Source organism: Brevibacterium sp. CSND-B09 (assembly GCF_052906525.1).
This window is the reverse complement of record NZ_JBREGI010000001.1, coordinates 3,132,674-3,154,413: the sequence shown is the minus strand read 5'-3', so window position 1 is coordinate 3,154,413 and position 21,740 is coordinate 3,132,674. Positions and strand designations below refer to the sequence as shown.

The window sequence follows — 21,740 nt, the reverse complement described above, 5'->3', positions numbered from 1 at the left end:
GTTTCACCCCGCACCGAGGCGGCCCCGTCGTTCCGGTCGACCATCACCGAGGCGGCCCGACGATCAGACTTCGACTTCGCCCCGATCCCCCGACCACAGGGTATGGAAAGTCCCGGGACGGTCGGTGCGTGCGTAGGTGTGCGAACCGAAGCGATCGCGTTGGGCTTGGATGAGGGCGGCACTGCCCGCCTCGGTGCGCAGTCCGTCGAAGTAGGCCAGCGTCGAGGACAGTCCCGGCACGGCGATTCCGTGACCGATGGCCTCGACCACGGTCGTCCGCAGGGATTCCTGGCAGCGGTCGGCGACCTCGCGGACGAAGTCGGCGGCCAGCAGGTTCTCGGGCGGAGTCGGTACGTCGAAGGCCTCGACGATTCGATCGAGCAGGCGGGCCCTGATGATGCACCCGGCCCGCCAGATTCCGGCGAGCGCCCCGAGGTCGATGTCCCATCCGTGTTCGGCTGCCCCGACCGCGATCTCGTGGAAGCCCTGAACATAGGCCATCACCTTGCCCAGCAGCAGAGCCTTGCCGATCTCCTCGATGCGAGCCGCACGCTCGTCCGGAGACAACGACGACGATCCGGCGCCGGGACGGGGACCGGCCAAGCGGAGTCCCTGAGCGCGCAGATCGACCGCGGATGACAGCGAACGGGAGAAGACCGCCTCGGCGATGGTGGGCACCGGAACCCCGAGATCGAGTCCGACCTGCGCCGTCCACGCACCCGTGCCCTTGGCCTTCGCGGCGTCGGCGACAATGTCGACGAACGGCCGGCCCGTCGCCTCATCGACATGGGCGAGGACGTCGGCGGTGATCTCGATGAGGTAGGACTCGAGCTCTCCGGTGTTCCAGTCGGCGAAGACCTCGGCGATCTCGGGCGGTGTCATGCCCAGGCCGTCACGCAGGAGGGTGAAGGCCTCGCTGATGAGCTGCATATCGGCGTACTCGATGCCGTTGTGGACCATCTTGACGAAGTGCCCGGCCCCGTCGGTGCCGATGTGATCGACGCAGGCCTCGTCTCCGACCTTCGCAGCAATGGGTTCGAGCAGGGGACGCAGGCGCTGCCATGCGGTCTCCGATCCGCCGACCATGAGGGAGGGTCCGAGCAGGGCGCCGACCTCTCCCCCGGAGATGCCGACCCCGGCGAACTCGATGCCGGTGCCCTCGAGTCGGGCCCCGCGGGCGATCGTGTCCCGGAAGTGGGAGTTGCCGCCGTCGACGATGATGTCTCCGGGGGCGAACGCCTCGGCGAGATCGCCGATCGCCGCATCCGTGGCGCCTCCGGCATTGACCATGAGGATCGCCACTCGTGGTTGGTTGAGCTTCCCGGCCAGGTCGGTCGGGTCGGCGGCGACGAGGAAGTCCGCCTCCGGGAAGTCCTGCGCCAGGTTCTGGGCGCGCTCGACGTCGCGGTCGTAGACGGCCACTCGGCGGCCCGACTCACGGGCGAGGTTGCGGGCGAGATTCGACCCCATCACGCCGGTTCCGATCACCGCGACATCGGCCTTCATGAGCATCCTTCTTCCCTGCGATCAGCAGTGTTGACAGTCGCTTCCCACCAGCACTACGGTGCAATAAATCTGTTTTAATAACTGATTATAGATATTTCTTCATATTTTATCGAGAGGTTTCGGTTATGGGTCACAGCCCTTTCCTTCCACCGCTCGTCATCATGGGTGTCTCGGGAACCGGCAAAACCGTCCTCGGCGCGCAGGTGGCGCACGCCCTCGACCGTCGATTCGTCGACGCCGACGATCTGCACTCCGCGGCGAACAAAGCGAAGATGAGTTCCGGGGTGCCGCTCACGGATGAGGATCGCTCCCCCTGGCTCAACAGCGTCGCCGTCGAGGCCGCCCGCACCCCGGCCCCGGTCATCGCGTGCTCCGCGCTCAAGCGCACCTACCGTGACCTGCTGCGCAGGTCGGCACCCTCACTCGTCTTCATCCACCTCGACGGTCCTCGCGAGGTCATCGCCGACCATCTGGCCCGCCGCGACCACGAGTTCATGTCTCCCGATCTGCTCGATTCGCAGCTGGCCACCCTCGAACCGCTCGCTGCCGAGGAAGCTCACGCCACCGTCGACGTCGACCGGTCGATTCCCGAGGTCCTGAATGCGATCCTCGAATCCGTGAAGCGGCTGAACGCATGATCGTCCCGTCCACCGTCCGCCCATCCATCTGACCTCAAGGAAGAGGAACAATGACCGAACTCGAATTGGCCTGGACCCTGCCGACTCCGGCCCTGCTGGGAATCGCAGCCGCGGCGATCGCCGTGCTGCTCCTGCTCATCATCAAGGCACGCGTCCACGCCTTCATCGCCCTCGTCATCGTCTCAGTGATCACAGCACTGGCCGCCGGCATCATGCCCGGCGACCTCATCGACGTCCTCTACGACGGCTTCGGATCCACCCTGGCCAGTGTGGCCCTGCTCGTCGGACTCGGTGCGATGCTCGGGCGGATGCTCGAACTCTCCGGCGGCGCCGAGGTGCTCACCGACGCCCTCATCCGCCTCTTCGGTGAGAAGCGCGCACCCTTCGCGCTCGGCGTGACCTCGCTGCTCTTCGGCTTCCCGATCTTCTTCGACGCCGGCCTCGTCGTCATGCTGCCGATCATCTTCACGATCGCGCGCCGCCTCGGCGGGTCTCTGCTGCTCTACGCGATGCCTGCGGCCATGGCATTCTCCGCCATGCACATCTTCGTACCCCCGCACCCCGGCCCTGTCGCAGCCTCCGGACTGCTCGGCGCGAACGTCGGCCTCGTCCTCATCTGCGGAATCATCATCGCCATCCCTTCCTGGTACCTCACCGGGTATCTGTTCGGGCTCATCATCGGCAAACGCATCGACGTCCCGGTCCCGACGGTCCTTTCGGCCGGGAAGGACGACAACTTCAAAGATTTCGCCTCGCGCCCGAAGCTCGGCCACGTCATCTTCCTCCTCGTCCTGCCTCTCGTGCTCATCTTCCTCAACACCGGGCTGAACTTCGCCGGTGAAGCAGGGTGGGTCGATATCGAATCGGTGGGCATCAGCTCCCTGCGACTGCTCGGAGAGACGCCGATCGCCCTGCTCATCACCGTCGTCATCGCCATGTGGCTGCTCGGCTGGAAGCAGAAGAAGGACCAGTCGCTCATCGAGACCGTCGTCGACTCCGCGCTCGGCCCGGTGTGCTCGATCATCCTCATCACCGGTGCCGGCGGCATGTTCGGCGGAGTGCTGCGTGCCAGCGGCATCGGCGATTCCCTGGCCGATTCGCTGGCTGCCCTCGGCCTGCCCGTCATCGTCGCCGGCTTCGTCATCGCCGCGATCGTGCGCATCGCACAGGGTTCGGCGACGGTGGCGCTGACGACCGCGGCGGCGCTGGTCCAGCCGATCGTCGTCGGCAATCCGGACTTCTCGAGCCTGCAGGTCGTGGCGATCGTGCTGTCTCTGGCCGCCGGTTCGGTCTTCGCCAGCCACGTCAACGACTCCGGCTTCTGGCTGGTGTCCCGCTTCTTCGGCATGGATACGAAGACGACTCTGAAGACCTGGACCGTCGCCGAGACGCTGCTCGGCACCGTTGGATTCCTGCTCAGCCTCGCCCTCTACGGAGTCGTCAGCCTGTTCTGAAGCCGGTGTTCAGCCGCCCGGGCGCTTGGGTGCTCCGCTGCCCGGGCGCCTCGGAACTTTTGTCAGCTGCCGGGGTGCCGGGGTTCGTCGGCCCAGACGCTGCCCATCTCCGCATCGGCTTTGGCCACGATCTTCGCCATCGCGTCCTTCGCCCGGGCCGGGTCCTGCCCGCCGATGGCATCGGCGACGTCGAAGTGCCATTGCAGGGCATCCGGGTGCGGGAACTTCGGCATCAGTCCCGCTCCGGTGCGGCCGGCGAGGATCTCGCCGATGACGGTGTCGAAGGCGGCGAAGAGCTCGTTGCCTCCGGCGCCGAGCACTGCCCGGTGGAATTCCACATCGGCTTCGAGGAACGCCTCGACATCGCCCTGCCTGCCCGAGGCTCGCATCCGAGCGGCCAGACCCATGATCTCCTCGGCGGCTTCTGCAGGGGCATACTGTGCGGCCAGTCCGGCCGCTTCGGGTTCGATGGCCACTCGCAGTTCCGTCAGCGACCGCAGCTGCCGCGCCGGCGCCTCGGTCATCCTCCAGCGGATGACGAGCGGGTCGAGCAGCATCCATTCGCTCATCGCGAGCACGACGAGGCCGACCCGACGGATCGGCTGCAGCATGCCCAATGATTCGAGGACTCGGACGACTTCGCGCACCACCGACAGCGACACATCGTAGCGGGCACGCAGATCTTCGGCCTTGATGATCGTCCCGGCGGCCAGCCGCCCGGAGACGATGTCCTGTCCGACCTGATCGCGCAGCGTTTCATGGAGGTTGCCGCGATTCTCCGGGCTCGATTTCGGACTGTCGGCCGCCTCGGCGGGGGTCTGGTTCGCCTCCCCCACGGTCAGCCGCCGTCCACGATATGCGCTCCGGGGGCGGGCCCGGTGGTGCGCAGTGCTTCGTTGACGCCGCGCGTAGCCTGCAGGAGCACAGCGAGGTCGAGGGCGTGGTGGGCGTCGCGGGCGAGGAAGCCGATCGTCGGCCCTGACCCGCTGAGCAGGGGCAGGACGGCGCCGGCGTCCCGGCCGGCCTCCATCACCTCGGCGATTTCGGGCATGAAGGACACGGCCGCCTCGGTGAGATCGTTCGCCGCGAATTCCGCGAGCGAGTCCGGTTCGCCGGCGGCGAGCGCCGTGAGCACCTGATCGGGGACGGTCGCGGGTGCCGGGTCGGGGTTGAGTTCGTCGAAGCGGGCGTAGACGTCCGGGGTGGGCAGGGGCGACGCCGAGGTGGCCATCACCCAGTGGAAGGTTCCGCGGGTGAGCACGGGGCTCAGCTTCTCCCCGCGACCGTGGCCGATGGCCGTGCCCCCGCGCAGGAGGAAAGCGACGTCGGCCCCGACGGCGACCGCGCATTCGTGGAGGATCGCCTCATCGACTCCGCCGACGAGGTGAGCGGCTCCGACGAGGGCGGCGGCCGCATCGGCCGACCCCCCGCCCATTCCGCCGGCCACGGGCACCTGCTTGTCGATGACGATGTCGAGGTCGCGCAGCACATCGACATCCCGGTCGCCCTCGAGCGCGGCGATGAGGAGGTCGACGGCGCGTCTGGCGAAGTTCGAGTCATCGCGTGGGACCTCGGCATCCGCGTAGCGGCCCTGGACGATGATCGTTCGTGTTCCGCCGGGAATGAGAGTGAGGGTCTCGCCGAGGTTGAGCGCTTGGAATACGGTCGCGAGTTCGTGATATCCGTTGTTCGCCGCACCCACACCGAGGTGGATGTTGATCTTCCCCGGCGCCTGCACTTTCACCGGGGCCGGGATCGTCATGCGCGGATGCAGCGGGACGGTCATGGTGAGGGATCCTCGGCGGGCGGGGCCGGTGCAGCGGCATCTCCGTTGGAGGTGCCACCGTCGTCGACGGCAACGGCGGCGAGGCGTTGGAAGTCGGCGACGGTGAGGGCCTCGCCGCGGGTCTTCGGGTCGATTCCGGCGGCCGTCAGCAGGTCTTCGGACTGCTGGGGGCTGCCGGCCCATCCGGACAGGGCTGCGCGCAGGGTCTTGCGGCGCTGGGCGAAAGCGGCGTCGATGAGGGTGAAGAGGCGGCTGCGCACGGCCGGGTCGCGGTCGGTGCGGGTGACGTCGATGCGGACGAGTCCGGAGTCGATGTTCGGGGCCGGCCAGAACACGTTCTTGCCGATCTTGCCCGCCAGCTGCACGTCCCCGTACCACTGGGCTTTGACGCTGGGGACTCCGTAGGTGCGGGAGCCGGGTGCGGCGGCGAGCCGTTCGGCGACTTCGAGCTGGACCATGACGAGGACGGTTGTCAGGCTCGGGAAGTTCTCGAGGAAGTGCAGCAGCACGGGCACGGCCACGTTGTAGGGCAGGTTCGCCACGAGCGCATCGGGCTGGTTCGCACCGGCGTCAGGCGTGTCGGTCGCGGCTTTGGTGGTGTGCTGCGGCGTGGGCAGCGTCGTGACGCCGAGTGCATCGGCGTTGACCAGCTGGAACGGTGCGTCACTGCCGGCGAACCTGTCGACGGTGCTCGGCAGCTTCTGTGCGAGCAGTTCGTCGATCTCGACCGCGGTGACCCTGTGACCGGCTTCGAGCAGGCCGAGGGTGAGCGAACCGAGTCCCGGACCGATCTCGACGACGTTCGAGTTCTCTTCGAGCCCTGCGGCGGTGACGATCGAGCGCACGGTGTTGGGGTCGATGACGAAGTTCTGGCCCTTCTGCTTCGTCGGGCGCAGACCGATGTCAGCGGCTAATTCGCGGATATCGCGGGCGGTCAATAACGTCACAGCCAACAACTTACCGCAACGGTCGGCTCGCACAATCACCGCAGCGGCCCGGCGGTTCGGGTGGACCTCCTCGGCGCAGGGAATGACCTCACCGCGCAGACGATAGGGTGAAGCCTATGGATCCGCAGGCACTGACCGAACTGCTCGACGTCGCCGTCCTCGAACGTCTTGACCGCATCGACGACCTCGAGGGCGATGAGCTCGCCCGGTCCACGGCCCTGCGGAAGGAGGGCTACTCCGCCGAGGTGACTGCGGCCCTGCTCACTCAGGCGCGGCTGCGTCAGGAGGCGGCAGCGAAGCTCGGACCTTTCGCGGAGGACATGCTCTTCACTCGCGACGGACTGGCCCAGGCCACGCGGCTGCCGGTCGCCGCTCATCATGCGCGTCGCCTCATCGGCGACGTGGCCGAGGGTGAGTCCTTCCGCATCGCCGATCTCGGATGCGGGATCGGCGCGGACTCGGTCGCCTTCGCCGGAATGGGCGCGCAGGTCTCGGCTGTCGATGCCGACGAGGTCACCGCTGCCATCGCCGCCTTCAACCTCCGCCACCTGCCCGATGCGGCCGTCGAACATACTCGCGCCGAGGATGTCGACCTGGATGGATTCGATGCCCTCTGGTTCGATCCGGCCCGGCGGACCATCGGCAAGGCCGACAAACGCGGATCGACTTCCCGCATCACCGACCCCGAGGCCTTCTCCCCTTCTCTGTCATGGGTGATCGAGAAGGCGAGTACGGCGAAGGCGGCCGGAGTGAAGCTCGGCCCGGCACTCGACCACGACCTCGTTCCCGAGGATGCCGAAGCCCAGTGGGTCTCCCATAACGGAGAGGTCGTCGAGGTCTGCCTCTACTTCGGTGCAGCCAGGCAGCGCCCCGGCCGCGGAGCCCTCGTCATGGGCGAACGCACCCTCCTCGTCCATGAACACAATCTCCCTCGTGAGGACGAGTCGGGCATCGGGGAGCTCGGGAAGTATCTGCTCGAACCCGACGGGGCGATCGTGCGCGCCGGACTCGTCGCCGCATTGTGTGCACCGCTGCAGGCGCGCCGACTGCACCCGAAGATCGCGTATCTGACCACCGACGTCGAACCGAGCGGGCCGGCCTCTGCAGGTGTCACCGCCTACGAGGTCGTCGACGTTCTGCCCGCGAAGGTCTCGAGCCTGCGCAAGGAGCTCGTCTCCCGCGGAATCGGCTCGGTCGTGATCAAGAAACGCGGTGCCGACATCGTGCCCGACCAGGTCCGACGCCAACTCAAACTGCCCAAGGGAGACAAAGCCACGCTCGTATTCACCCGGCTCGGCGATAAGCACGTCGTGCTGCTCACCCAACCGGTGTGACCCTTTCAACCTGTTCGTGAAGAAATCCGCCCGTGAAGGAGATCGAATTGTCCCGCTCCGACGTTCTCATCAGCGCCGATGAACTACTCATCCGAATGGCCGACTCCCCAGCGCCGAGGCTGCTCGACGTCCGTTGGACCCTGTCGAAGCCCGATGGCCGCGAGGACTTCGCCGCGGGGCACATCCCCGGTGCCGTCTATGTCGATCTCGACACGGAGCTCGCTGACCACGGCACCACCGATCCGACGGCCGGTCGTCATCCGCTGCCGAGCCCCGAAGCCTTTCAGGAGACAGTGCGCTCCTGGGGCATCGACGAAGGTACCGAGGTCGTGGTCTATGACGACAACTCCTCCCTCGGAGCGGCCCGGGCCTGGTGGCTGCTGCGCTGGGCGGGATTGAGCGCGCGAGTCCTCGACGGCGGGCTCGCAGCGTTCCGTGACGCCGGCGGGACGCTCGAGACCGGCGACTCCCCCGAGGTCGCACCGAGTGCCGTGGAGATCAGCCCGGGTCGACTGCCCGTCATCGATGCCGAGGCGGCAGCCGGTTTCGATGGAGTCCTGCTCGATGCCCGTGCCGGTGAGCGCTTCCGCGGAGAGACCGAACCGCTCGATCCGCAGGCCGGTCACATTCCCGGGGCGAAGAGCGCCCCGGCCATGGACAACGTTCCTGCGGGGACGTTCCTGCCCGAGGCGCTGCTGCGCGAACGCTTCGATGAACTGGGCACCCTCGATGGTCCCGTCGGCGTGTACTGCGGTTCGGGAGTCACCGCCTGCCACAACGCTCTGGCGCTGGCGACCCTCGGCGTCGAGGCCAGCCTCTACCCCGCGAGCTGGTCCGGTTGGTCATCCGATCCCAATCGACCGGTCGAAACCGGCTCCTGACGCTCAGTCACCACCGGAGCCTGACGCTCAGTCATCACCGCACGTGCGCGCCACCGCGTCCGCGCGCAATAAAACGTCGACGGCATTCTTGGGTCGATCCACGGTGGTTTGGCCGCGAATAACGCCGCGGATCGACCCAAGAATCGCGGCTCGCGAATGTCACGAAACGTTACTCAAGACTGAGACTGAGCGCTGAATCACAGTCGCAATCAGGCGGAACCACAGCCCACCACCAGCTATTCTTATCCACACTGCCCCTGTGACCTGGGATTATGCCCTCGAACCTGCCCGAGAATCCTTTTGTAACAAAAACGTGACAGAAGATCACGAATTCGTTACAGTGGAGGACATCGTCACACTCAGACAGGCAACGAGAGGAAATCGTGGCATCTAAGCAGCACGGCCGCCGCGCCGCGAACGCCAAGGCCAAGACACCACTGACCGAGCTGAGCGAACTGCTCGCAGCAAACTCCGGCGCATTCGGCCGCCGTGCCGCAGTCGTCGCCGCCAGCGGCGGACTGCTCACCGCAGCAGTCCTCCCCGCTGCCGGGCAGGGAGCCGACGACGAGGCGAAGGTCGCAGCCGAGTCCGAGAAGCAGGCGCCGGTCGAGTTCAAGAACCAGACACCGACCATCGATGCCGGCGGCGCGTCGAAGAAGGGCGATCAGGAAGCTGAAGTCACCGTCGACACGGACGTCGTCACCGCCGAGGCCGCGCCCAAGCCGAAGCCCAAACCGAAGCCCGAGCCGAAGGAAGAGCCGGAGACGACCGTCGCCGAGCCGGCTCCCGCTGAAGAGCCGGAAGAGGAGCCGAGCGAGTCCTCGGACGATGACTCCGCCGGCACCAGCGATGAGGGTCCGGCCGATTCGGGCGACGACAAGAGCAAGGACGACGGCGCGGACTCGGGCTCCGGGGACGTCAAGGTCCCGGACGGATCGAAGGCCGAGCAGGTCATCGCCATCGCCAAGCAGTACGTCGGCACGCCGTACGTGCTAGGCGGGACTTCGACCAGCGGGTGGGACTGCTCCGGCTACACCTCATTCGTCTACGGCAAGGTGGGCGTGAACCTGCCGCGCACGTCCGAGGCGCAGAAGGGTGCCGGGCAGATCGTCTCGGCCTCCGAGGCGAAGGCCGGAGATATCATCTGGTCACCGGGCCACGTCGGCATCTACGCCGGTGACGGCATGATGTATGACGCTGGCAACACTCGAGTGAACACCAGCTACCGCAGCGTCGACTGGATGACCCAGCAGGGTGCTCAGTTCATCCGCGTGCTCTGAGCCCCACCTCGGAACCGAACACACAGAGATCCCCTCGTCGGCACAGTGCCGGCGAGGGGATCTCTTATGTGCGCCGCTCGTTCACGACCATCAGCGCAGCCTGCTAGTCACCCGCAGTCGGGAGCTTTGTCGCTGCCGTCGTATTCGGCAGGCAGCTGACCCGATGCCTCGAGGTCGCCTTTCAGCCACTTCGCCACGGCCCGCAGCGCGTACGGGTTCGAATCGTACGCGGTCACGGCGGACTTCGCCGCGGTGCTGCGCATCGTCCACGGAGCAGCGGTGCCTACGGCCACCTCGGCGGAGGTCGACGGGCTCAGACTCACGGAGGTTCCACCGGATCCGACGGTGAGGTCTTCGGCCTCGGCTGCTTCCTTCAGTGCTGCCTTCTCCTTGTCGCTGCCGCCGACGATCGAGATCGAATCGGTCCCGGTGAAGGAGCATTCGCCCTTGAGTACGGTGAGGGACTGATCGGCGACCTCGGTGAGGACCTTCTTCGGATCCTTCGCATCCGAGTCCCCGGCCCGCACGCTCTTCTGGGCCTCGGCGGTGGCCAGCTGTGCGGCGACGACGCGTTCGGACTTCTCGACGAGGTCCTTCTTCTCAAGCGTCCCGTCCCCCATCGCCGTGACGATCGCTTTCTGTGCCGCACCGGAGTCCGGGGGCATGAGCGCGATATCGGCTCCAGCAGCGAGCGCCTTGACCGTCTCTCCACCATTGAGGTTCTGCGGCACGGCCTTCATGTTCAGCGCATCCGTGGTGATGACACCGTCATAGTCGAGAGTCTCCCGCAGCGCAGAGTACGCCTTCTTGTTCAGCGTCGCGGGCGTCGTCTTCGCATCGGGCAGCCCGATATGACCCATCATCACCATCGGCACCCCGGCCTTGACCGCGGACTTGAACGGCAGGAGGTCCGTGTCCTCCATCTCCTCGATCGACTTCTCCGACACCGGCAGGCTCTCGTGCGAATCCACGCCGAGGCGGCCGTGCCCCGGGAAATGCTTCGCCGAGCTCGACACCCCACCTGACCGGTATCCCTCGACTGCGTCGGCGACGACCTCGGCGACATCCTCGTGGTCGGTGCCGCCCGAGCGGACGTTGATCGCCTTGTCCTTCGGCCCAACCGTGACGTCGGAGTCCGGAGCGAAGTCGATGGTGAAGCCCAAATCGGTGAGGTTCTGCCCCTGCACGGTCGTGGCGTCGGTGATGAGATCGGAATCCTCGGTCGCGGCCAGGCCCATGAGCGGCGGGAACGGCAGGGCTGCGGTGCCGAGGCGTGACACCGGTCCGCCTTCCTGATCCACGCCGATCGATACGGGCTGACCCTTCGACCGTGCCCCGGAGATCTGACCAGTCAGTTCCGTGACCTGGTCCTTCGTCGGGTTCTCGGCCAGGTTGTAGCCCATGACGATGACCCCGCCGAGGTGGTTCTGCTTGACCATGTCCACCGGGGTCTGCGTGTCGGTGCCTTCCCAGGTGCCGATGATGAGGGACCCGGCGAGTTCCTCGTCGGAGAAGTCTCCGACGATGTCCGCAGCCTCGTCCTTGAAGTCGGCTGGATCCGCGTCGGCGGGGTTGTCCAGGGACGATTCGGACTGGGCTTCAGACTGCGCTTGGGTCTCAGCACCGGAATCGGCGGAGGACTTCTGTCCGGCCGTGGAGGATTCGGGGGCTGACGCTCCGCCGGAACAGCCGACGAGCGCGAGAGTCGTGGTCAGGGCCAGGAGGCTCAGGCGAGAACGCAACATGTCTCCATGCTAGACGTTCCCGCCAGCTCAACGCCCGTTCAGAGTTCTTCGTGAGCGGCCAGACGGCGGGCGGTCTCCTTCGCTCCCCGTTCGTGCAGCGATGTCAGTGCCTTGAGATACGGTTCGGTGAACCTCGGCTCCTCGGCCAGCGGTCCGAAGAACTGTTCCTGCCGGACGAAAGCCAGCGGGTCCTCTGCCTGTGTCGCGGCCACTGCCTGCAGTTCGTCGGCATAGCGATCGACGATGGTGAACCGACCGCCGGATTCGTCGTGCCCTTCGGCATACCGGGCCCACGAGGCGCAGATCGCCGCGGCTACCTCGATCGGGTGGCCCGAGGCGAGGTTGTCCTTGACGACCGGCAGCAGCCATTTGGGGATCCGGTCGGACGACTCTGCGCCGAGGCGGGCGAGAGTGTCGCGGATCTCCGGGTTGCTGAAACGTTCGATGAGCGAGTCCTTATAGGCGTCCAGGTCGATTCCGGGCAGCGGTGCCAGACTCGGTGTGCCTTCCTCGTCCATGTATCGGCGCAGGTAGACGGGGATGTCCGGGTTCGCCATCGCCTCATGGGCGAAGGTGTATCCGCCGAGGAGGCCGAAGTACGCGAGCCCCTGATGCCCGGAGTTGAGCAGGCGCAGCTTCATATGCTCATAGGGCTGAACGTCGTCGACGACCTGTACTCGAGCCTCTTCATAGGGAGGACGGCCGGAGGTGAAATCGTCCTCGAGCACCCACTGGAAGAAGGGCTCGGCGACGACCGGCCAGGCATCGGTGACTCCGGTGTCGGCCACCAGGTCGGCGCGGTCGCCGTCAGTGGTGGCCGGGGTGATGCGGTCGACCATCGAGTTCGGGAACGCCACGGACTCGGCGATCCACTCCGCGAGTTCGGCATCGACGAGGCGAGCGAAGGCAGAGAACATCTTCGCCGCCACATCGCCGTTCTCCGAGATGTTGTCGCACGACTGCACGGTGAACGGTGCGACTCCGGCCTCGCGCCGTGCCCGCAGAGCGGAGACGACATAGCCGAAGACGGTGGCCGGCAGCTCACCGGCCCGCAGCGCCTCGACATCGGCGGCGATCGTCGGCTCATCGGTGATGAACTCCCCGGTGACGGGGTTGACGTTGTATCCCCCCTCGGTGACGGTCAGGGAGACGATCCGGATCGTCTCATCGGTGAGCAGGTTAAGCAGTCCGGCAGGGTCATCGGGCCCGAATCGGTAGTCGATGATCGACCCGATCACCCGACGTTCCTTGGTTCCGTCGGCGTGTTTGAGAGTCAGCGTGTACAGGTGATCTTGGTCGGCGAGCGCATCGCGCATGGCCACGTCGTGGGGCAGCACTCCGGCTCCGACGATCCCCCAGTCGGAGGCCAGCCCAGCCCCGAGCAGATCGTCGAGGACCATGGCCATGTGCGCGCGGTGGAATCCGCCCACTCCGAAATGGACGATGCCGGGGCTCACGGCCGACCGATCATAGGCGGGGACGGCGATACCGTGGTCGGCCACCTCGGCGAGGTTCTGAATGTTGAGGGAAAGCGCGGTGGTCGGTGCGGTCATTTGACGGCTCCCATGGACAGGCCCTGGACGAGTTTGTCCTGGGCGGCGATTCCGGCCACGAGCACGGGCACGGAGATAATGAGCGAGGCCGCGCACACCTGCGACAGGAACAGACCCTGGGAGGTGACGAAGCTGGTGAGGAACACGGGTGCCGTCGATGCCGCCGTGGAGGTGAGCACGGTGGCGAAGAGGAGTTCGTTCCACGAGAAGATGAAGCAGATCAGTGCGGTCGCGGCCAGTCCGGGTGCGGTCAGCGGCAGCAGGATCTGGAGGAAGACGCGCGGCAGGCGGGCGCCGTCGAGTTCGGCGGCTTCGAGGACTTCGACGGGCACCTCGGCGAGGAAGGAGCGCATCATCCACACCGCGATCGGCATGTTCATCGCCGAGTAGATGATGATGAGCAGCAGCCAGGTGTCGAGGATGCCGAAGGATTTCGCGACGAGGTAGACGGGCAGGAGGCCCGCAACCATCGGCAGCATCTTCGTCGACAGGAGGAAGAACAGCACGTCCGACCAGCGTTCGATGCGGCGGATCGCCAGTGAGTACGCGGCCATCGTGGAGAGGACGAGGACGATGAGGGTCGAGACGATGGCGGCGACCGCGGAGTTGATGAGGAACGGCCAGGGGTTCGCGCCGTTGCCGCCGCCGAAGAAGTTGACGAAGGACTCCAGCGTCAGCGGGGCGAAGTAGCTCGGCGGATTCGTCGAGGCGTCGGTCTCCGCGTGCAGGCTGGTCAGCAGCATCCACAGCAGAGGTGAGACGAACAGGAGTCCGACGAACCAGGCCAACAGGCCGAGCAGGATCTTGCCCGCCCGCCCCTGGCCGGGCCGCCTCGGTGCGGTCGCCTTTCGCCGAGGCGGCTCTGCGGATCCGGGTCCGCCCGGTTCGGTCGGGGTGGGGGTCACCCCTGGTGCGGGGTGGGCATCCACGGTGAGGTCGGGAGTGCTCATGAGTTCTCCTCCTTGAGCAGGGTCGATGCGGTGCGCAGGGCAAACGTCGCAGTGATGAGGGACGCGATGACGACGATGACGCCGACGGCCGAGGCGACTCCGTAGTCCTGGGCGACGAAGAACTCCTGGTAGATGACATACGGCAGGGTGGCGGTGCCGAGCCCTCCGGAGGTCATGGTGAAGACCATGTCGAAGTTCTGGACGATGTAGATGGTGCCCAGCAGTGCGGCGAGTTCGATGTATCGGCGCAGGTGGGGCAGGGTGATGAAGCGGAAGGTCTGCCAGGGTCCGGCGCCGTCGACGAGGGCCGCCTCGTAGACGTCCATGGGTCGTGACTGCAACCCGGCGAGCATGATGAGCATCATGAACGGAGTCCACTGCCAGACGAGCACGACCCCGATGCCCAGCAGCGGGTTCGAGGTCATGAGGTCCGGTTGCGGGGCGTTCTCGCCGAATACGGTGGTCAGCAGCCCATTGATCAGCCCGTATGAAGGGTTGAAGATCGCATGTTTGAACAGCAGCGCGGCGGCGACGGGGACGACGAGGAACGGCGTGATCATCAGGGTGCGGACGAAACCGCGGCCGATGAACTTCCGATCGAGCAGCAGGGCGATGCCCAGACCCAGCAGAGCCGAGGCCAGCACGACGCCGACCGTGAGCCCGACGGTGACGATGACGGCCTTGAGCAGGTTCGCATCGGTGAAGACGGTGACGTAGTTCTGGACGGTGCCGAAGCTGATGTCATCAGGGTAGGCGGCGTTCCAGTTCATGAACGAGATGATGATCGTGATCGCGAACGGGATCTGGGTGACGAGGATGACGAAGATCAGCGCCGGCAGCATGGGCGCACGCTTGAGCCATCGGTCCTTGGCACGGGGTTTCGGCGGCGTGATCGGCTGCGATGCACGCTCGGCGGCTGGAGCTGACACTTCGAACATCCTTCGTCAGGCGGGTGGTGCGGTCAGGCGGTGGTGCGGATGGGGCCGGGGCCGCCTCGGGGAGGGTGACGATCACCCGCCCCGAGGCGCTCGGTCACTTCTTGTATTTGTCTCCGACCTTCTCGGCTTCCTTCTGGCCCTTCTTCAGGGCCGCATCGGCCGACGTCCGACCGGCGATGGCGGAGCTGACGTCTTCGGAGATGCCCGTGGCGAGGTCCGCGAATTCGGGGATCGTCACGAACTGGACTCCCAGCGTCGGCCGCGGCTGGACTCCGGGGCTGACCGGATCGGCCGAGTTGATGGCGTCCTCGGTCTGCTGGTAGAAGGGCTTCGCGGCCTTCTGGTACTCGGGGTTCTCATAGGTCGAGGTCCGCTTGCCCGCCGGCACGTGCTGCCAGCCGAGCTCCTCGGCGACGGTCTCCTCGTAGTCCTTCGACGAGGCCCAGGCGACGAACTGCTTCGCCGCGTCCTGGTTCTTGCCTGCGGCCTGGATGCCCCATGCCCAGGTGTAGAGCCAGGAGCTCGACTCCGTCTCCTTCACCGGTGCCGCGACGTAGCCGATCTTGCCCTTGACGGGAGAGTCGTCGGCCTCGAGGGTTCCGGTGGCGGCCGTCGAGTCGTACCACATGGCGACCTTGCCCTGCTGCAGGTTCGTCAGGCACTCGGTGTAGCCGGCCTGCGGGGCCCCGGATTCGCCGTGGTCCTTGATGAGGTCGACGTAGAAGTTCGTGGCTTCCTTGAATTCCTTGGAATCGACCTGCGCGTTCCAATCCTCGTCGAACCAGGTTCCGCCGAAGGTGTTGACCACGGTCGTCAGCGGAGCGAACATCTCGCCCCAGCCGGGCAGTCCGCGCAGGCAGATGCCCTTCGTGCCCTTCTCCGCACCGTCGACCTTCGCCGCGAGCTTAGCGACTTCGTCCCAGGTCGGATTCTCCGGCATCTCCACGCCGGCCTTGTCGAAGATGTCCGTGCGGTACATGAGGAACGAGCCCTCACCGTAGAACGGCTCACCATAGACCTGGTCGTCGACCGTCATCGACTCGGCCATCGGGGCGAGGATGTCGTCCTGGTCGAAGCCCTCGGCATCGACGACGCCTTCGTCCATGGGGGTGAGCCACTTGTTCTTCGCGTAGGTCGGGATTTCGTAGTTCGACATCGAGGCGACGTCGTAGTTGCCGGCCTGAGCGGCGAACTCCTGGCCGATCTTCGCCCGCACCTCGTTCTCCGGCAGCACGGTGTAGTTGACCTTGATGCCCGTGTCCTTGGTGAAGTGGTCGGCTGTGAGCTTCTGCAGGTCCTGCATCTGCGGGTTGTTGACCATGAGGACGTTGACTTCGTCGCCGCCGCCCCCGGCCGAGCTGCCGCCGGCACCACCACAGCCGGACAATGCCAGTGCTCCGACCATGCCGATGGCCGCCCAAGTGGCTCTCCGGCCTGTGATCAGGTGTTTCATCGTTGCGCCTTCCCTCGTCCTTGCGGGATCGCAGCCCGCCGTCGGTTCGCTGCGAGAAAATCATATGAGCATCCGTGCTCATATGTGCAATACTGTGTCACGAACCAATCAGATGTGCAACACTTCACATATGAGCGAACACAGAGTCGTCGACGCCGAAGGGAGGACCATGTCCACGGTGCCCACCGCCCGCCACCGCCGCTTCCTCGCGCAGCTGGCCCGCGATCACTACCTCGAGGGGCGGTCCAAGGTCGAGATCGGCAAGGCGAACGGACTCAGCCGGTTCCAGGTCGCCCGCCTCCTCCAAGAGGCCGTCGACACCGGAGTCGTGACCATCACCATCGAAGCCGACGCCGGTGAAGCCGACGGTCTGGCCGAGCAGGTCGCCGCAGCGCTCGGCCTCGACTCGGTCGTCATCGTCGACATCCCCGACGAGACCCAGGCCTCCCAGCAGATGGGTCGGGCCGCGCTGTCGCTGGTCGGCCGCCACGCCCATGCGGGGATGCGCATCGGCCTGTCTTGGTCGCGCACCTTGGATTCCGCGGCCGCGTTCACTCCGGCCCTGCCCCGCTGCACGATCGTCCAGCTCGCCGGTGCGCTGCGCCTGGAATCGCATCGTCCCAGCTCGGAGATCTTCACCCGGCTGGGCCAGGATCCGGCGGTGAGCATGGTCCGTCTGCCCGCCCCGCTGCTCGTCACCGAGGCGGGAACCGCTGCTGACCTGCGGGCACTGCCCGAGATCTCCGGGACCCTGGCCGCCGCCGATGACCTCGATCTTGCCGTGGTCTCCGTGGCTTCCTGGGCCGAGGGCCTGTCCTCGGTGTGGGAGAAATGCTCCCCCGCCCAGCGTCAGGCGGGCATCGACGACGGCGCCATCGCCGAGGTGTCCGGACGTCTCTTCGCCGCCGACGGAGCCGAAGTCACCACGATCGACGATCGCGTCATCGCCGTGACCCTCGATCAGCTCCGCCGGGCTGCGACGACCGTGGGAGTCGCCCGTGGGGCCGAGCGCGCCCGCGCGGTCCGTGCCGCCTGTGCCGCCGGGATCCTCGATATCGCGATCATCGACCGCTCCTTGGCCGATGAGATCCTCGCCGAGGCGGCCGACCCCGGTGCCGCGCCAGCTGAGGAGGAGTTCCGATGAGTGCGAATCGCAGGTTCGTCGCCGGTGTCGACTCCTCGACCCAGAGCTGCAAGGTCGTCATCGCCGACCCGGACTCCGGTGACATCATCCGCACCGGTTCGGCTCCGCACCCTCCCGGCACCGAGGTCGATGCCGAAGCGTGGTGGACGGCTCTGCAGGAGGCGATCACGGCCGCCGGCGGACTCGACGATGTCGCGGGCCTGAGCATCAGCGGTCAGCAGCATGGACTCGTCGCCCTCGACGCCGAGGGCCGGGTCATCCGCGATGCCCTGCTGTGGAACGATCTGCGCAGCAAGGCCGCGGCCAGAGACCTCATCGCCGAGGTCGGAGCCGCCGACTATGTCGCACTCACCGGGGTCCTGCCCGTCGCCTCCTTCACCGCCGCCAAACTGCGGTGGCTGCGCGATGCCGAACCGGACAATGCCGACCGGGTCGCCGCCGTCGCCCTGCCGCACGACTGGCTGAGCTGGCGCTTCCTCGGATACGGCCCTGCCGACTCCTCCGTCCGCGGTCCCGTGCTCGAGGCCTTGGTCACCGACGCGTCCGACGCCAGCGGCACCGCCTACTTCGACCCCTCCGCCTCTCGCTACGATCTCGATCTCTTCCGCATCGCCTTCGGTGCGTCCGCTCGTGAGGCAGCGGGCTTGCCGTGCGCCGCGGATACGGACGTGGAGGCGGATTCACCGAACGTGGGCGGGAACGGGCAAGCCGCCTCGGCGATCGTCCTTCCCCGCGTCCTCGCCCCCGACGAGGCGGCCGGGCACAGCCCGGACGGAATCGTCGTGGGCCCCGGGGCCGGCGACAATGCGGCCGCGGCGCTGGGACTCGGGGTCACCTCGGGGGATCTCGTCATCTCGATCGGAACGTCCGGTACGGTCTTCGGCACCACCGACCTGCCCATCGCCGATTCGTCCGGCACGGTCGCCGGTTTCGCCGCGGCCGACGGCGGGCGCCTGCCGCTGGTCGCCACGCTCAATGCCGCCCGTGTCCTCGATTCGGCGGCGAAGCTGCTGCGGGTCAGCCACGACGAACTCGCGGCCCTGGCGCTGGCGTCCCGGCCGGGAGCGGACGGGCTCACGCTCGTCCCGTATTTCGAGGGCGAGCGCACCCCGAACCTGCCCGATGCCACCGCTCGGCTCGAGGGGATGACCCTGGCGAACTCCTCGGCGCAGAACGTCGCCCGCGCCTTCGTCGAAGGAATGCTGTGCGGTCTGGCGGACGGGCTCGACGCGGTGCAGGCGCAGGGTCTGGAGGCCGGACGGCTGCTGCTCATCGGCGGGGCGGCACGCAATCCTGCCGTCCGGGAGGTCGCCCGCGATATCTTCACCGTGCCCATCGACGTGCCCGAACAGGCCGAATACGTCGCCATCGGGGCGGCTCGGCAGGCGGCGTGGACACTCTCGGGGACCCTGCCGGACTGGACAGTCGAGCTCGTCGCCACCCTGCATCCGCGTCCATCGCGGGTGCGGCAGCAGTACCGGTCCTGTGCAGCGCGGACGGCTGCACAGCAGACGGCGAGTCTCGTCTCGCCTGAACACACAACGTCGGAACCAACTTCGTCAGAACCCTCTCTGTCCGAATGCTCATCGTCCGATCAATCACTGACCGATCACCGTGGATCTTCGGGTGCGCGCGCATCCGTGAAAGGTTGAGAACAATGGCCACAGTCACCTTCGACAAAGCACTTCGTCAATACCCCGAGGCACTCAAACCCTCCGTCGACGAGGTCAGCCTCGACATCGCCGACGGGGAGTTCCTCGTCCTCGTCGGCCCCTCGGGCTGCGGGAAGTCGACGACTCTGCGCATGCTCGCCGGGCTCGAACCCGTCGATTCCGGGCACATCCGCATCGGCGACCACGATGTCACGGATCTCTCCCCCAGAGAACGCGATATTGCGATGGTGTTCCAGAACTATGCGCTCTACCCGCATATGAGCGTGCGCGAGAACATGGCCTTTGCCCTGAAGATCGCGGGAGTCGCCAAGCAGGAACGCGATCAGCGCGTCGAGGAGGCCGCCCGCCTGCTCGACCTGGAGCCGTACCTCGATCGCAAGCCGAAAGCGCTGTCCGGTGGGCAGCGACAGCGAGTGGCGATGGGGCGTGCCATCGTCCGGTCCCCGCAGGTCTTCCTCATGGACGAGCCGCTGTCGAACCTCGATGCGAAGCTGCGGGTGCAGACCCGCGCACAGATCGCCTCGCTGACCCGCCGCCTCGGCGTCACCACCGTCTACGTCACCCACGATCAGGTAGAGGCGATGACGATGGGCGACCGGGTTGCGGTCCTCGCCGATGGCCGGCTGCAGCAGGTGGACACTCCCGCGAACCTCTACGATCGACCGGCGAACCTCTTCGTCGCGGGCTTCATGGGCTCGCCGGCGATGAACCTCGTCGAGGTGCCGGTCGAGGGAACGTCGCTGCGCCTCGGCGGTGTCGAACTCTCACTGACCGCGGAACAGCGTGAGCAGGTCACCGGTGAGACGGTCACCGTCGGCATCCGTCCGGAGGATCTGCAGGTCACCGAGACGCAAGGCCTCGAGGTCACCGTCGATCTCGTCGAGGAGCTCGGCGCCGATGCCTACGTCCACGGTCGAGCAGTCCTGGCCTCGGGCGAGAAGACAGTGGTGGCTCGCGTCGCCGGCCGATCGACGATCCGCCGCGGGGACACCGTGCGCGTCGCTCCCGATGCCGCACGCCTGCACCTCTTCGACACCGATTCGGGCAGCCGATTGGCCGAGGACGCACGCCGCGCCGCGTGACCGGCGGACCTCGTGACCGGCGCGCCGACGGAGGCGAGCGCACCGCGGGACGGCGCCGCCTCGGCGGGGGAATGCGGGGCATCACACAGCTCGAAAGTCGCCGCTGAGTCAGGGGAATCGGGCGTGCGCGATTATGATCGGATCATGGTCGATTTCGCACGCTCTCCCCGCTCCACCCTCGGTGTCGAGTGGGAACTGGCTCTGCTGGATTCTCGCAGCCTGGATCTGACCCCGGCTGCCGAGACTCTGTTGTCGGATGTGGCCGAGCATGCGCCCGAGTACGAGAAGCACATCGTCGGAGAGATGCTGACGAACACCATCGAGCTCGTCACCGGCGTGCACAAACAGGTGTCGACCGTCGCCGAGGATCTGGCCACCTCGATCGGGGCGCTGCGGAAGCTGACCGAGGCACGCGGTGTCGAACTGATGTCGGCGGGCACCCACCCGTTCGCGCAGTGGCAGTCGCAGGAGGTCCGAGCGAAGGACCGCTATCTCGAACTCGTCGATCGCACCCAGTGGTGGGGTCGGAACATGCTGATCTTCGGCGTCCATGTCCACGTCGGCATCGACTCGCGCGACAAGGTGCTGCCGATCGTCAACGCACTGCTCGCCTATGTCCCGCACCTGCAGGCACTGTCCGCGTCGTCTCCGTTCTGGGGCGGCACTGACACCGGCTATGCCTCGAACCGGGCGATGATGTTCCAGCAGCTGCCCACGGCCGGTCTGCCGTTCCAGTTCGATCAGTGGGCGGACTACGAGAAGTACGTCGACGATATGCTCACCACCGGGATCATCGACAACATCAACGAGATCCGCTGGGACATCCGCCCCGCCCCGCACTGGGGCACCGTCGAGGTCCGTGTCTGCGACGGACTGCCGACCCTCGAGGAGATCCTCGCGGTCACCGCGTTCATCCAGTGCCTCGTCGATGACATGTCCGAGCGCCTCGACGCCGGTGAGACCCTGCCGACGATGCCCGATTGGTTCCACAACGAGAACAAGTGGCGCGCCGCCCGCTATGGCATGGACGCGATCATCATCGAGAACGCCGCAGCCGACGAGCGTCTCGTCACCGAGTGCCTGGCCGACGAGATCGAGCGCCTCTCGCCCGTCGCCGAACGACTCGGCTGTGTCGACGAGCTGCACTCGATCACCTCGATCATCGAACGAGGCGTGCCCTACCAGCGCCTGCAGAAGGTCTTCGGAACCACGGGCTCGCTCACCGAGGTGACCCGCTCGCTCATCGGCGACCTCCGGAACTCCTACAGCTGAGGCGGCTCTTCCGGGTTCGATTGCGCCCACCCGCGGCCGCATCAGCCCCTCATGCGTCCTAGGGGTGGATCCACCACGATTCGCAAGGAGATTTCGAGACGGAT

General features: G+C 66.7%; 18 protein-coding genes. 9 read left to right on the top strand and 9 right to left on the bottom strand.

Annotated features, from left to right (window positions below; genetic code table 11):
• Positions 1-63 precede the first annotated feature (63 nt).
• Positions 64-1,506: an NADP-dependent phosphogluconate dehydrogenase gene (gndA, locus tag ACU4IU_RS14105; RefSeq protein WP_376906437.1), complete on the bottom strand. Its 1,443-nt coding sequence runs from the start codon at positions 1,504-1,506 to the stop codon at positions 64-66.
• A gap of 125 nt (positions 1,507-1,631) precedes the next feature.
• On the opposite strand from gndA, the gene ACU4IU_RS14100 reads away from it, so the two are divergent.
• Positions 1,632-2,144, top strand: a complete 513-nt coding sequence (locus ACU4IU_RS14100) for a gluconokinase (RefSeq protein WP_229664230.1) — start codon at positions 1,632-1,634, stop codon at positions 2,142-2,144.
• Between the two features lie 50 nt (positions 2,145-2,194).
• Positions 2,195-3,598 carry a GntP family permease gene (locus ACU4IU_RS14095; protein ID WP_139908669.1) on the top strand — a complete coding sequence of 468 codons (1,404 nt, stop codon included), beginning with the start codon at positions 2,195-2,197 and terminating at the stop codon, positions 3,596-3,598.
• Positions 3,599-3,660: 62 nt separating this feature from the next.
• Here ACU4IU_RS14095 and ACU4IU_RS14090 read toward each other — a convergent pair whose 3' ends face one another.
• Genes ACU4IU_RS14090 through rsmA form a run of 3 tightly spaced genes read right to left on the bottom strand, consistent with a single transcriptional unit; the run spans position 3,661 to position 6,331 of the window.
• Positions 3,661-4,434, bottom strand: coding sequence for a FadR/GntR family transcriptional regulator (locus ACU4IU_RS14090; RefSeq protein WP_376906439.1), 774 nt, complete (start codon positions 4,432-4,434; stop codon positions 3,661-3,663).
• Positions 4,435-4,436: 2 nt separating this feature from the next.
• Positions 4,437-5,384, bottom strand: coding sequence for a 4-(cytidine 5'-diphospho)-2-C-methyl-D-erythritol kinase (locus ACU4IU_RS14085; RefSeq protein ID WP_376906440.1), 948 nt, complete (start codon positions 5,382-5,384; stop codon positions 4,437-4,439).
• Positions 5,381-6,331: a 16S rRNA (adenine(1518)-N(6)/adenine(1519)-N(6))-dimethyltransferase RsmA gene (gene rsmA, locus ACU4IU_RS14080; RefSeq protein ID WP_446657094.1), complete on the bottom strand. Its 951-nt coding sequence runs from the start codon at positions 6,329-6,331 to the stop codon at positions 5,381-5,383. Before rsmA ends, ACU4IU_RS14085 begins: the two co-directional genes overlap by 4 nt.
• A gap of 116 nt (positions 6,332-6,447) precedes the next feature.
• Here rsmA and ACU4IU_RS14075 point away from each other — a divergent pair, with 116 nt between their 5' ends.
• From ACU4IU_RS14075 to ACU4IU_RS14065, 3 genes are all read left to right on the top strand, one after another.
• A complete protein-coding gene (locus ACU4IU_RS14075) occupies positions 6,448-7,665 on the top strand; it encodes a class I SAM-dependent methyltransferase (protein ID WP_446657093.1) in 1,218 nt (405 codons plus the stop codon).
• Between the two features lie 47 nt (positions 7,666-7,712).
• Positions 7,713-8,546 (top strand): sulfurtransferase, encoded by an 834-nt coding sequence (locus tag ACU4IU_RS14070; protein WP_446657092.1) that lies wholly within the window; start codon positions 7,713-7,715, stop codon positions 8,544-8,546.
• Positions 8,547-8,929: 383 nt separating this feature from the next.
• Positions 8,930-9,826 carry a C40 family peptidase gene (locus tag ACU4IU_RS14065; protein ID WP_446657091.1) on the top strand — a complete coding sequence of 299 codons (897 nt, stop codon included), beginning with the start codon at positions 8,930-8,932 and terminating at the stop codon, positions 9,824-9,826.
• 107 nt (positions 9,827-9,933) lie between these two features.
• On the opposite strand, the gene ACU4IU_RS14060 is transcribed toward ACU4IU_RS14065, so the two are convergent.
• From ACU4IU_RS14060 to ACU4IU_RS14040, 5 genes are all read right to left on the bottom strand, one after another.
• The gene (locus ACU4IU_RS14060; protein WP_446657090.1) at positions 9,934-11,571 is read right to left on the bottom strand and encodes a glycoside hydrolase family 3 N-terminal domain-containing protein; all 1,638 of its coding nucleotides are present in this window, start codon (positions 11,569-11,571) and stop codon (positions 9,934-9,936) included.
• Positions 11,572-11,609: 38 nt separating this feature from the next.
• Positions 11,610-13,124: a mannitol dehydrogenase family protein gene (locus ACU4IU_RS14055; RefSeq protein ID WP_446657089.1), complete on the bottom strand. Its 1,515-nt coding sequence runs from the start codon at positions 13,122-13,124 to the stop codon at positions 11,610-11,612.
• Positions 13,121-14,074, bottom strand: a complete 954-nt coding sequence (locus ACU4IU_RS14050) for a carbohydrate ABC transporter permease (protein ID WP_446657088.1) — start codon at positions 14,072-14,074, stop codon at positions 13,121-13,123. The genes ACU4IU_RS14055 and ACU4IU_RS14050 overlap by 4 nt, the downstream gene beginning before the upstream one ends.
• A complete protein-coding gene (locus tag ACU4IU_RS14045) occupies positions 14,071-15,012 on the bottom strand; it encodes a carbohydrate ABC transporter permease (protein ID WP_259357702.1) in 942 nt (313 codons plus the stop codon). Before ACU4IU_RS14045 ends, ACU4IU_RS14050 begins: the two co-directional genes overlap by 4 nt.
• Before the next feature lie 94 nt (positions 15,013-15,106).
• A complete protein-coding gene (locus tag ACU4IU_RS14040; RefSeq protein WP_259357701.1) occupies positions 15,107-16,465 on the bottom strand; it encodes an ABC transporter substrate-binding protein in 1,359 nt (452 codons plus the stop codon).
• 130 nt (positions 16,466-16,595) lie between these two features.
• Between ACU4IU_RS14040 and ACU4IU_RS14035 the strand changes: the two genes are divergently transcribed.
• The 4 genes from ACU4IU_RS14035 (at position 16,596) to ACU4IU_RS14020 (ending at position 21,636) form a co-directional block, all read left to right on the top strand.
• On the top strand, positions 16,596-17,609 hold the full coding sequence (locus ACU4IU_RS14035; RefSeq protein WP_446657087.1) for a sugar-binding domain-containing protein: 1,014 nt from the start codon (positions 16,596-16,598) through the stop codon (positions 17,607-17,609).
• Positions 17,606-19,261 (top strand): xylulokinase, encoded by a 1,656-nt coding sequence (locus ACU4IU_RS14030; RefSeq protein WP_446657086.1) that lies wholly within the window; start codon positions 17,606-17,608, stop codon positions 19,259-19,261. The genes ACU4IU_RS14035 and ACU4IU_RS14030 overlap by 4 nt, the downstream gene beginning before the upstream one ends.
• Before the next feature lie 5 nt (positions 19,262-19,266).
• The gene (locus tag ACU4IU_RS14025) at positions 19,267-20,364 is read left to right on the top strand and encodes an ABC transporter ATP-binding protein (RefSeq protein WP_446657085.1); all 1,098 of its coding nucleotides are present in this window, start codon (positions 19,267-19,269) and stop codon (positions 20,362-20,364) included.
• A gap of 144 nt (positions 20,365-20,508) precedes the next feature.
• The gene (locus ACU4IU_RS14020) at positions 20,509-21,636 is read left to right on the top strand and encodes a glutamate--cysteine ligase (RefSeq protein ID WP_446657084.1); all 1,128 of its coding nucleotides are present in this window, start codon (positions 20,509-20,511) and stop codon (positions 21,634-21,636) included.
• Positions 21,637-21,740 lie beyond the last annotated feature (104 nt).

Coding starts and splice junctions, on each gene's coding strand:
- gndA (WP_376906437.1), bottom strand. CDS start 1,506: ATGAAGGCCGATGTCGCGGTGATCGGAACCGGCGTGATGGGGTCGAAT.
- ACU4IU_RS14100 (WP_229664230.1), top strand. CDS start 1,632: ATGGGTCACAGCCCTTTCCTTCCACCGCTCGTCATCATGGGTGTCTCG.
- ACU4IU_RS14095 (WP_139908669.1), top strand. CDS start 2,195: ATGACCGAACTCGAATTGGCCTGGACCCTGCCGACTCCGGCCCTGCTG.
- ACU4IU_RS14085 (WP_376906440.1), bottom strand. CDS start 5,384: ATGACCGTCCCGCTGCATCCGCGCATGACGATCCCGGCCCCGGTGAAA.
- ACU4IU_RS14075 (WP_446657093.1), top strand. CDS start 6,448: ATGGATCCGCAGGCACTGACCGAACTGCTCGACGTCGCCGTCCTCGAA.
- ACU4IU_RS14060 (WP_446657090.1), bottom strand. CDS start 11,571: ATGTTGCGTTCTCGCCTGAGCCTCCTGGCCCTGACCACGACTCTCGCG.
- ACU4IU_RS14055 (WP_446657089.1), bottom strand. CDS start 13,124: ATGACCGCACCGACCACCGCGCTTTCCCTCAACATTCAGAACCTCGCC.
- ACU4IU_RS14050 (WP_446657088.1), bottom strand. CDS start 14,074: ATGAGCACTCCCGACCTCACCGTGGATGCCCACCCCGCACCAGGGGTG.
- ACU4IU_RS14045 (WP_259357702.1), bottom strand. CDS start 15,012: ATGTTCGAAGTGTCAGCTCCAGCCGCCGAGCGTGCATCGCAGCCGATC.
- ACU4IU_RS14040 (WP_259357701.1), bottom strand. CDS start 16,465: ATGAAACACCTGATCACAGGCCGGAGAGCCACTTGGGCGGCCATCGGC.
- ACU4IU_RS14035 (WP_446657087.1), top strand. CDS start 16,596: ATGAGCGAACACAGAGTCGTCGACGCCGAAGGGAGGACCATGTCCACG.
- ACU4IU_RS14030 (WP_446657086.1), top strand. CDS start 17,606: ATGAGTGCGAATCGCAGGTTCGTCGCCGGTGTCGACTCCTCGACCCAG.
- ACU4IU_RS14025 (WP_446657085.1), top strand. CDS start 19,267: ATGGCCACAGTCACCTTCGACAAAGCACTTCGTCAATACCCCGAGGCA.
- ACU4IU_RS14020 (WP_446657084.1), top strand. CDS start 20,509: ATGGTCGATTTCGCACGCTCTCCCCGCTCCACCCTCGGTGTCGAGTGG.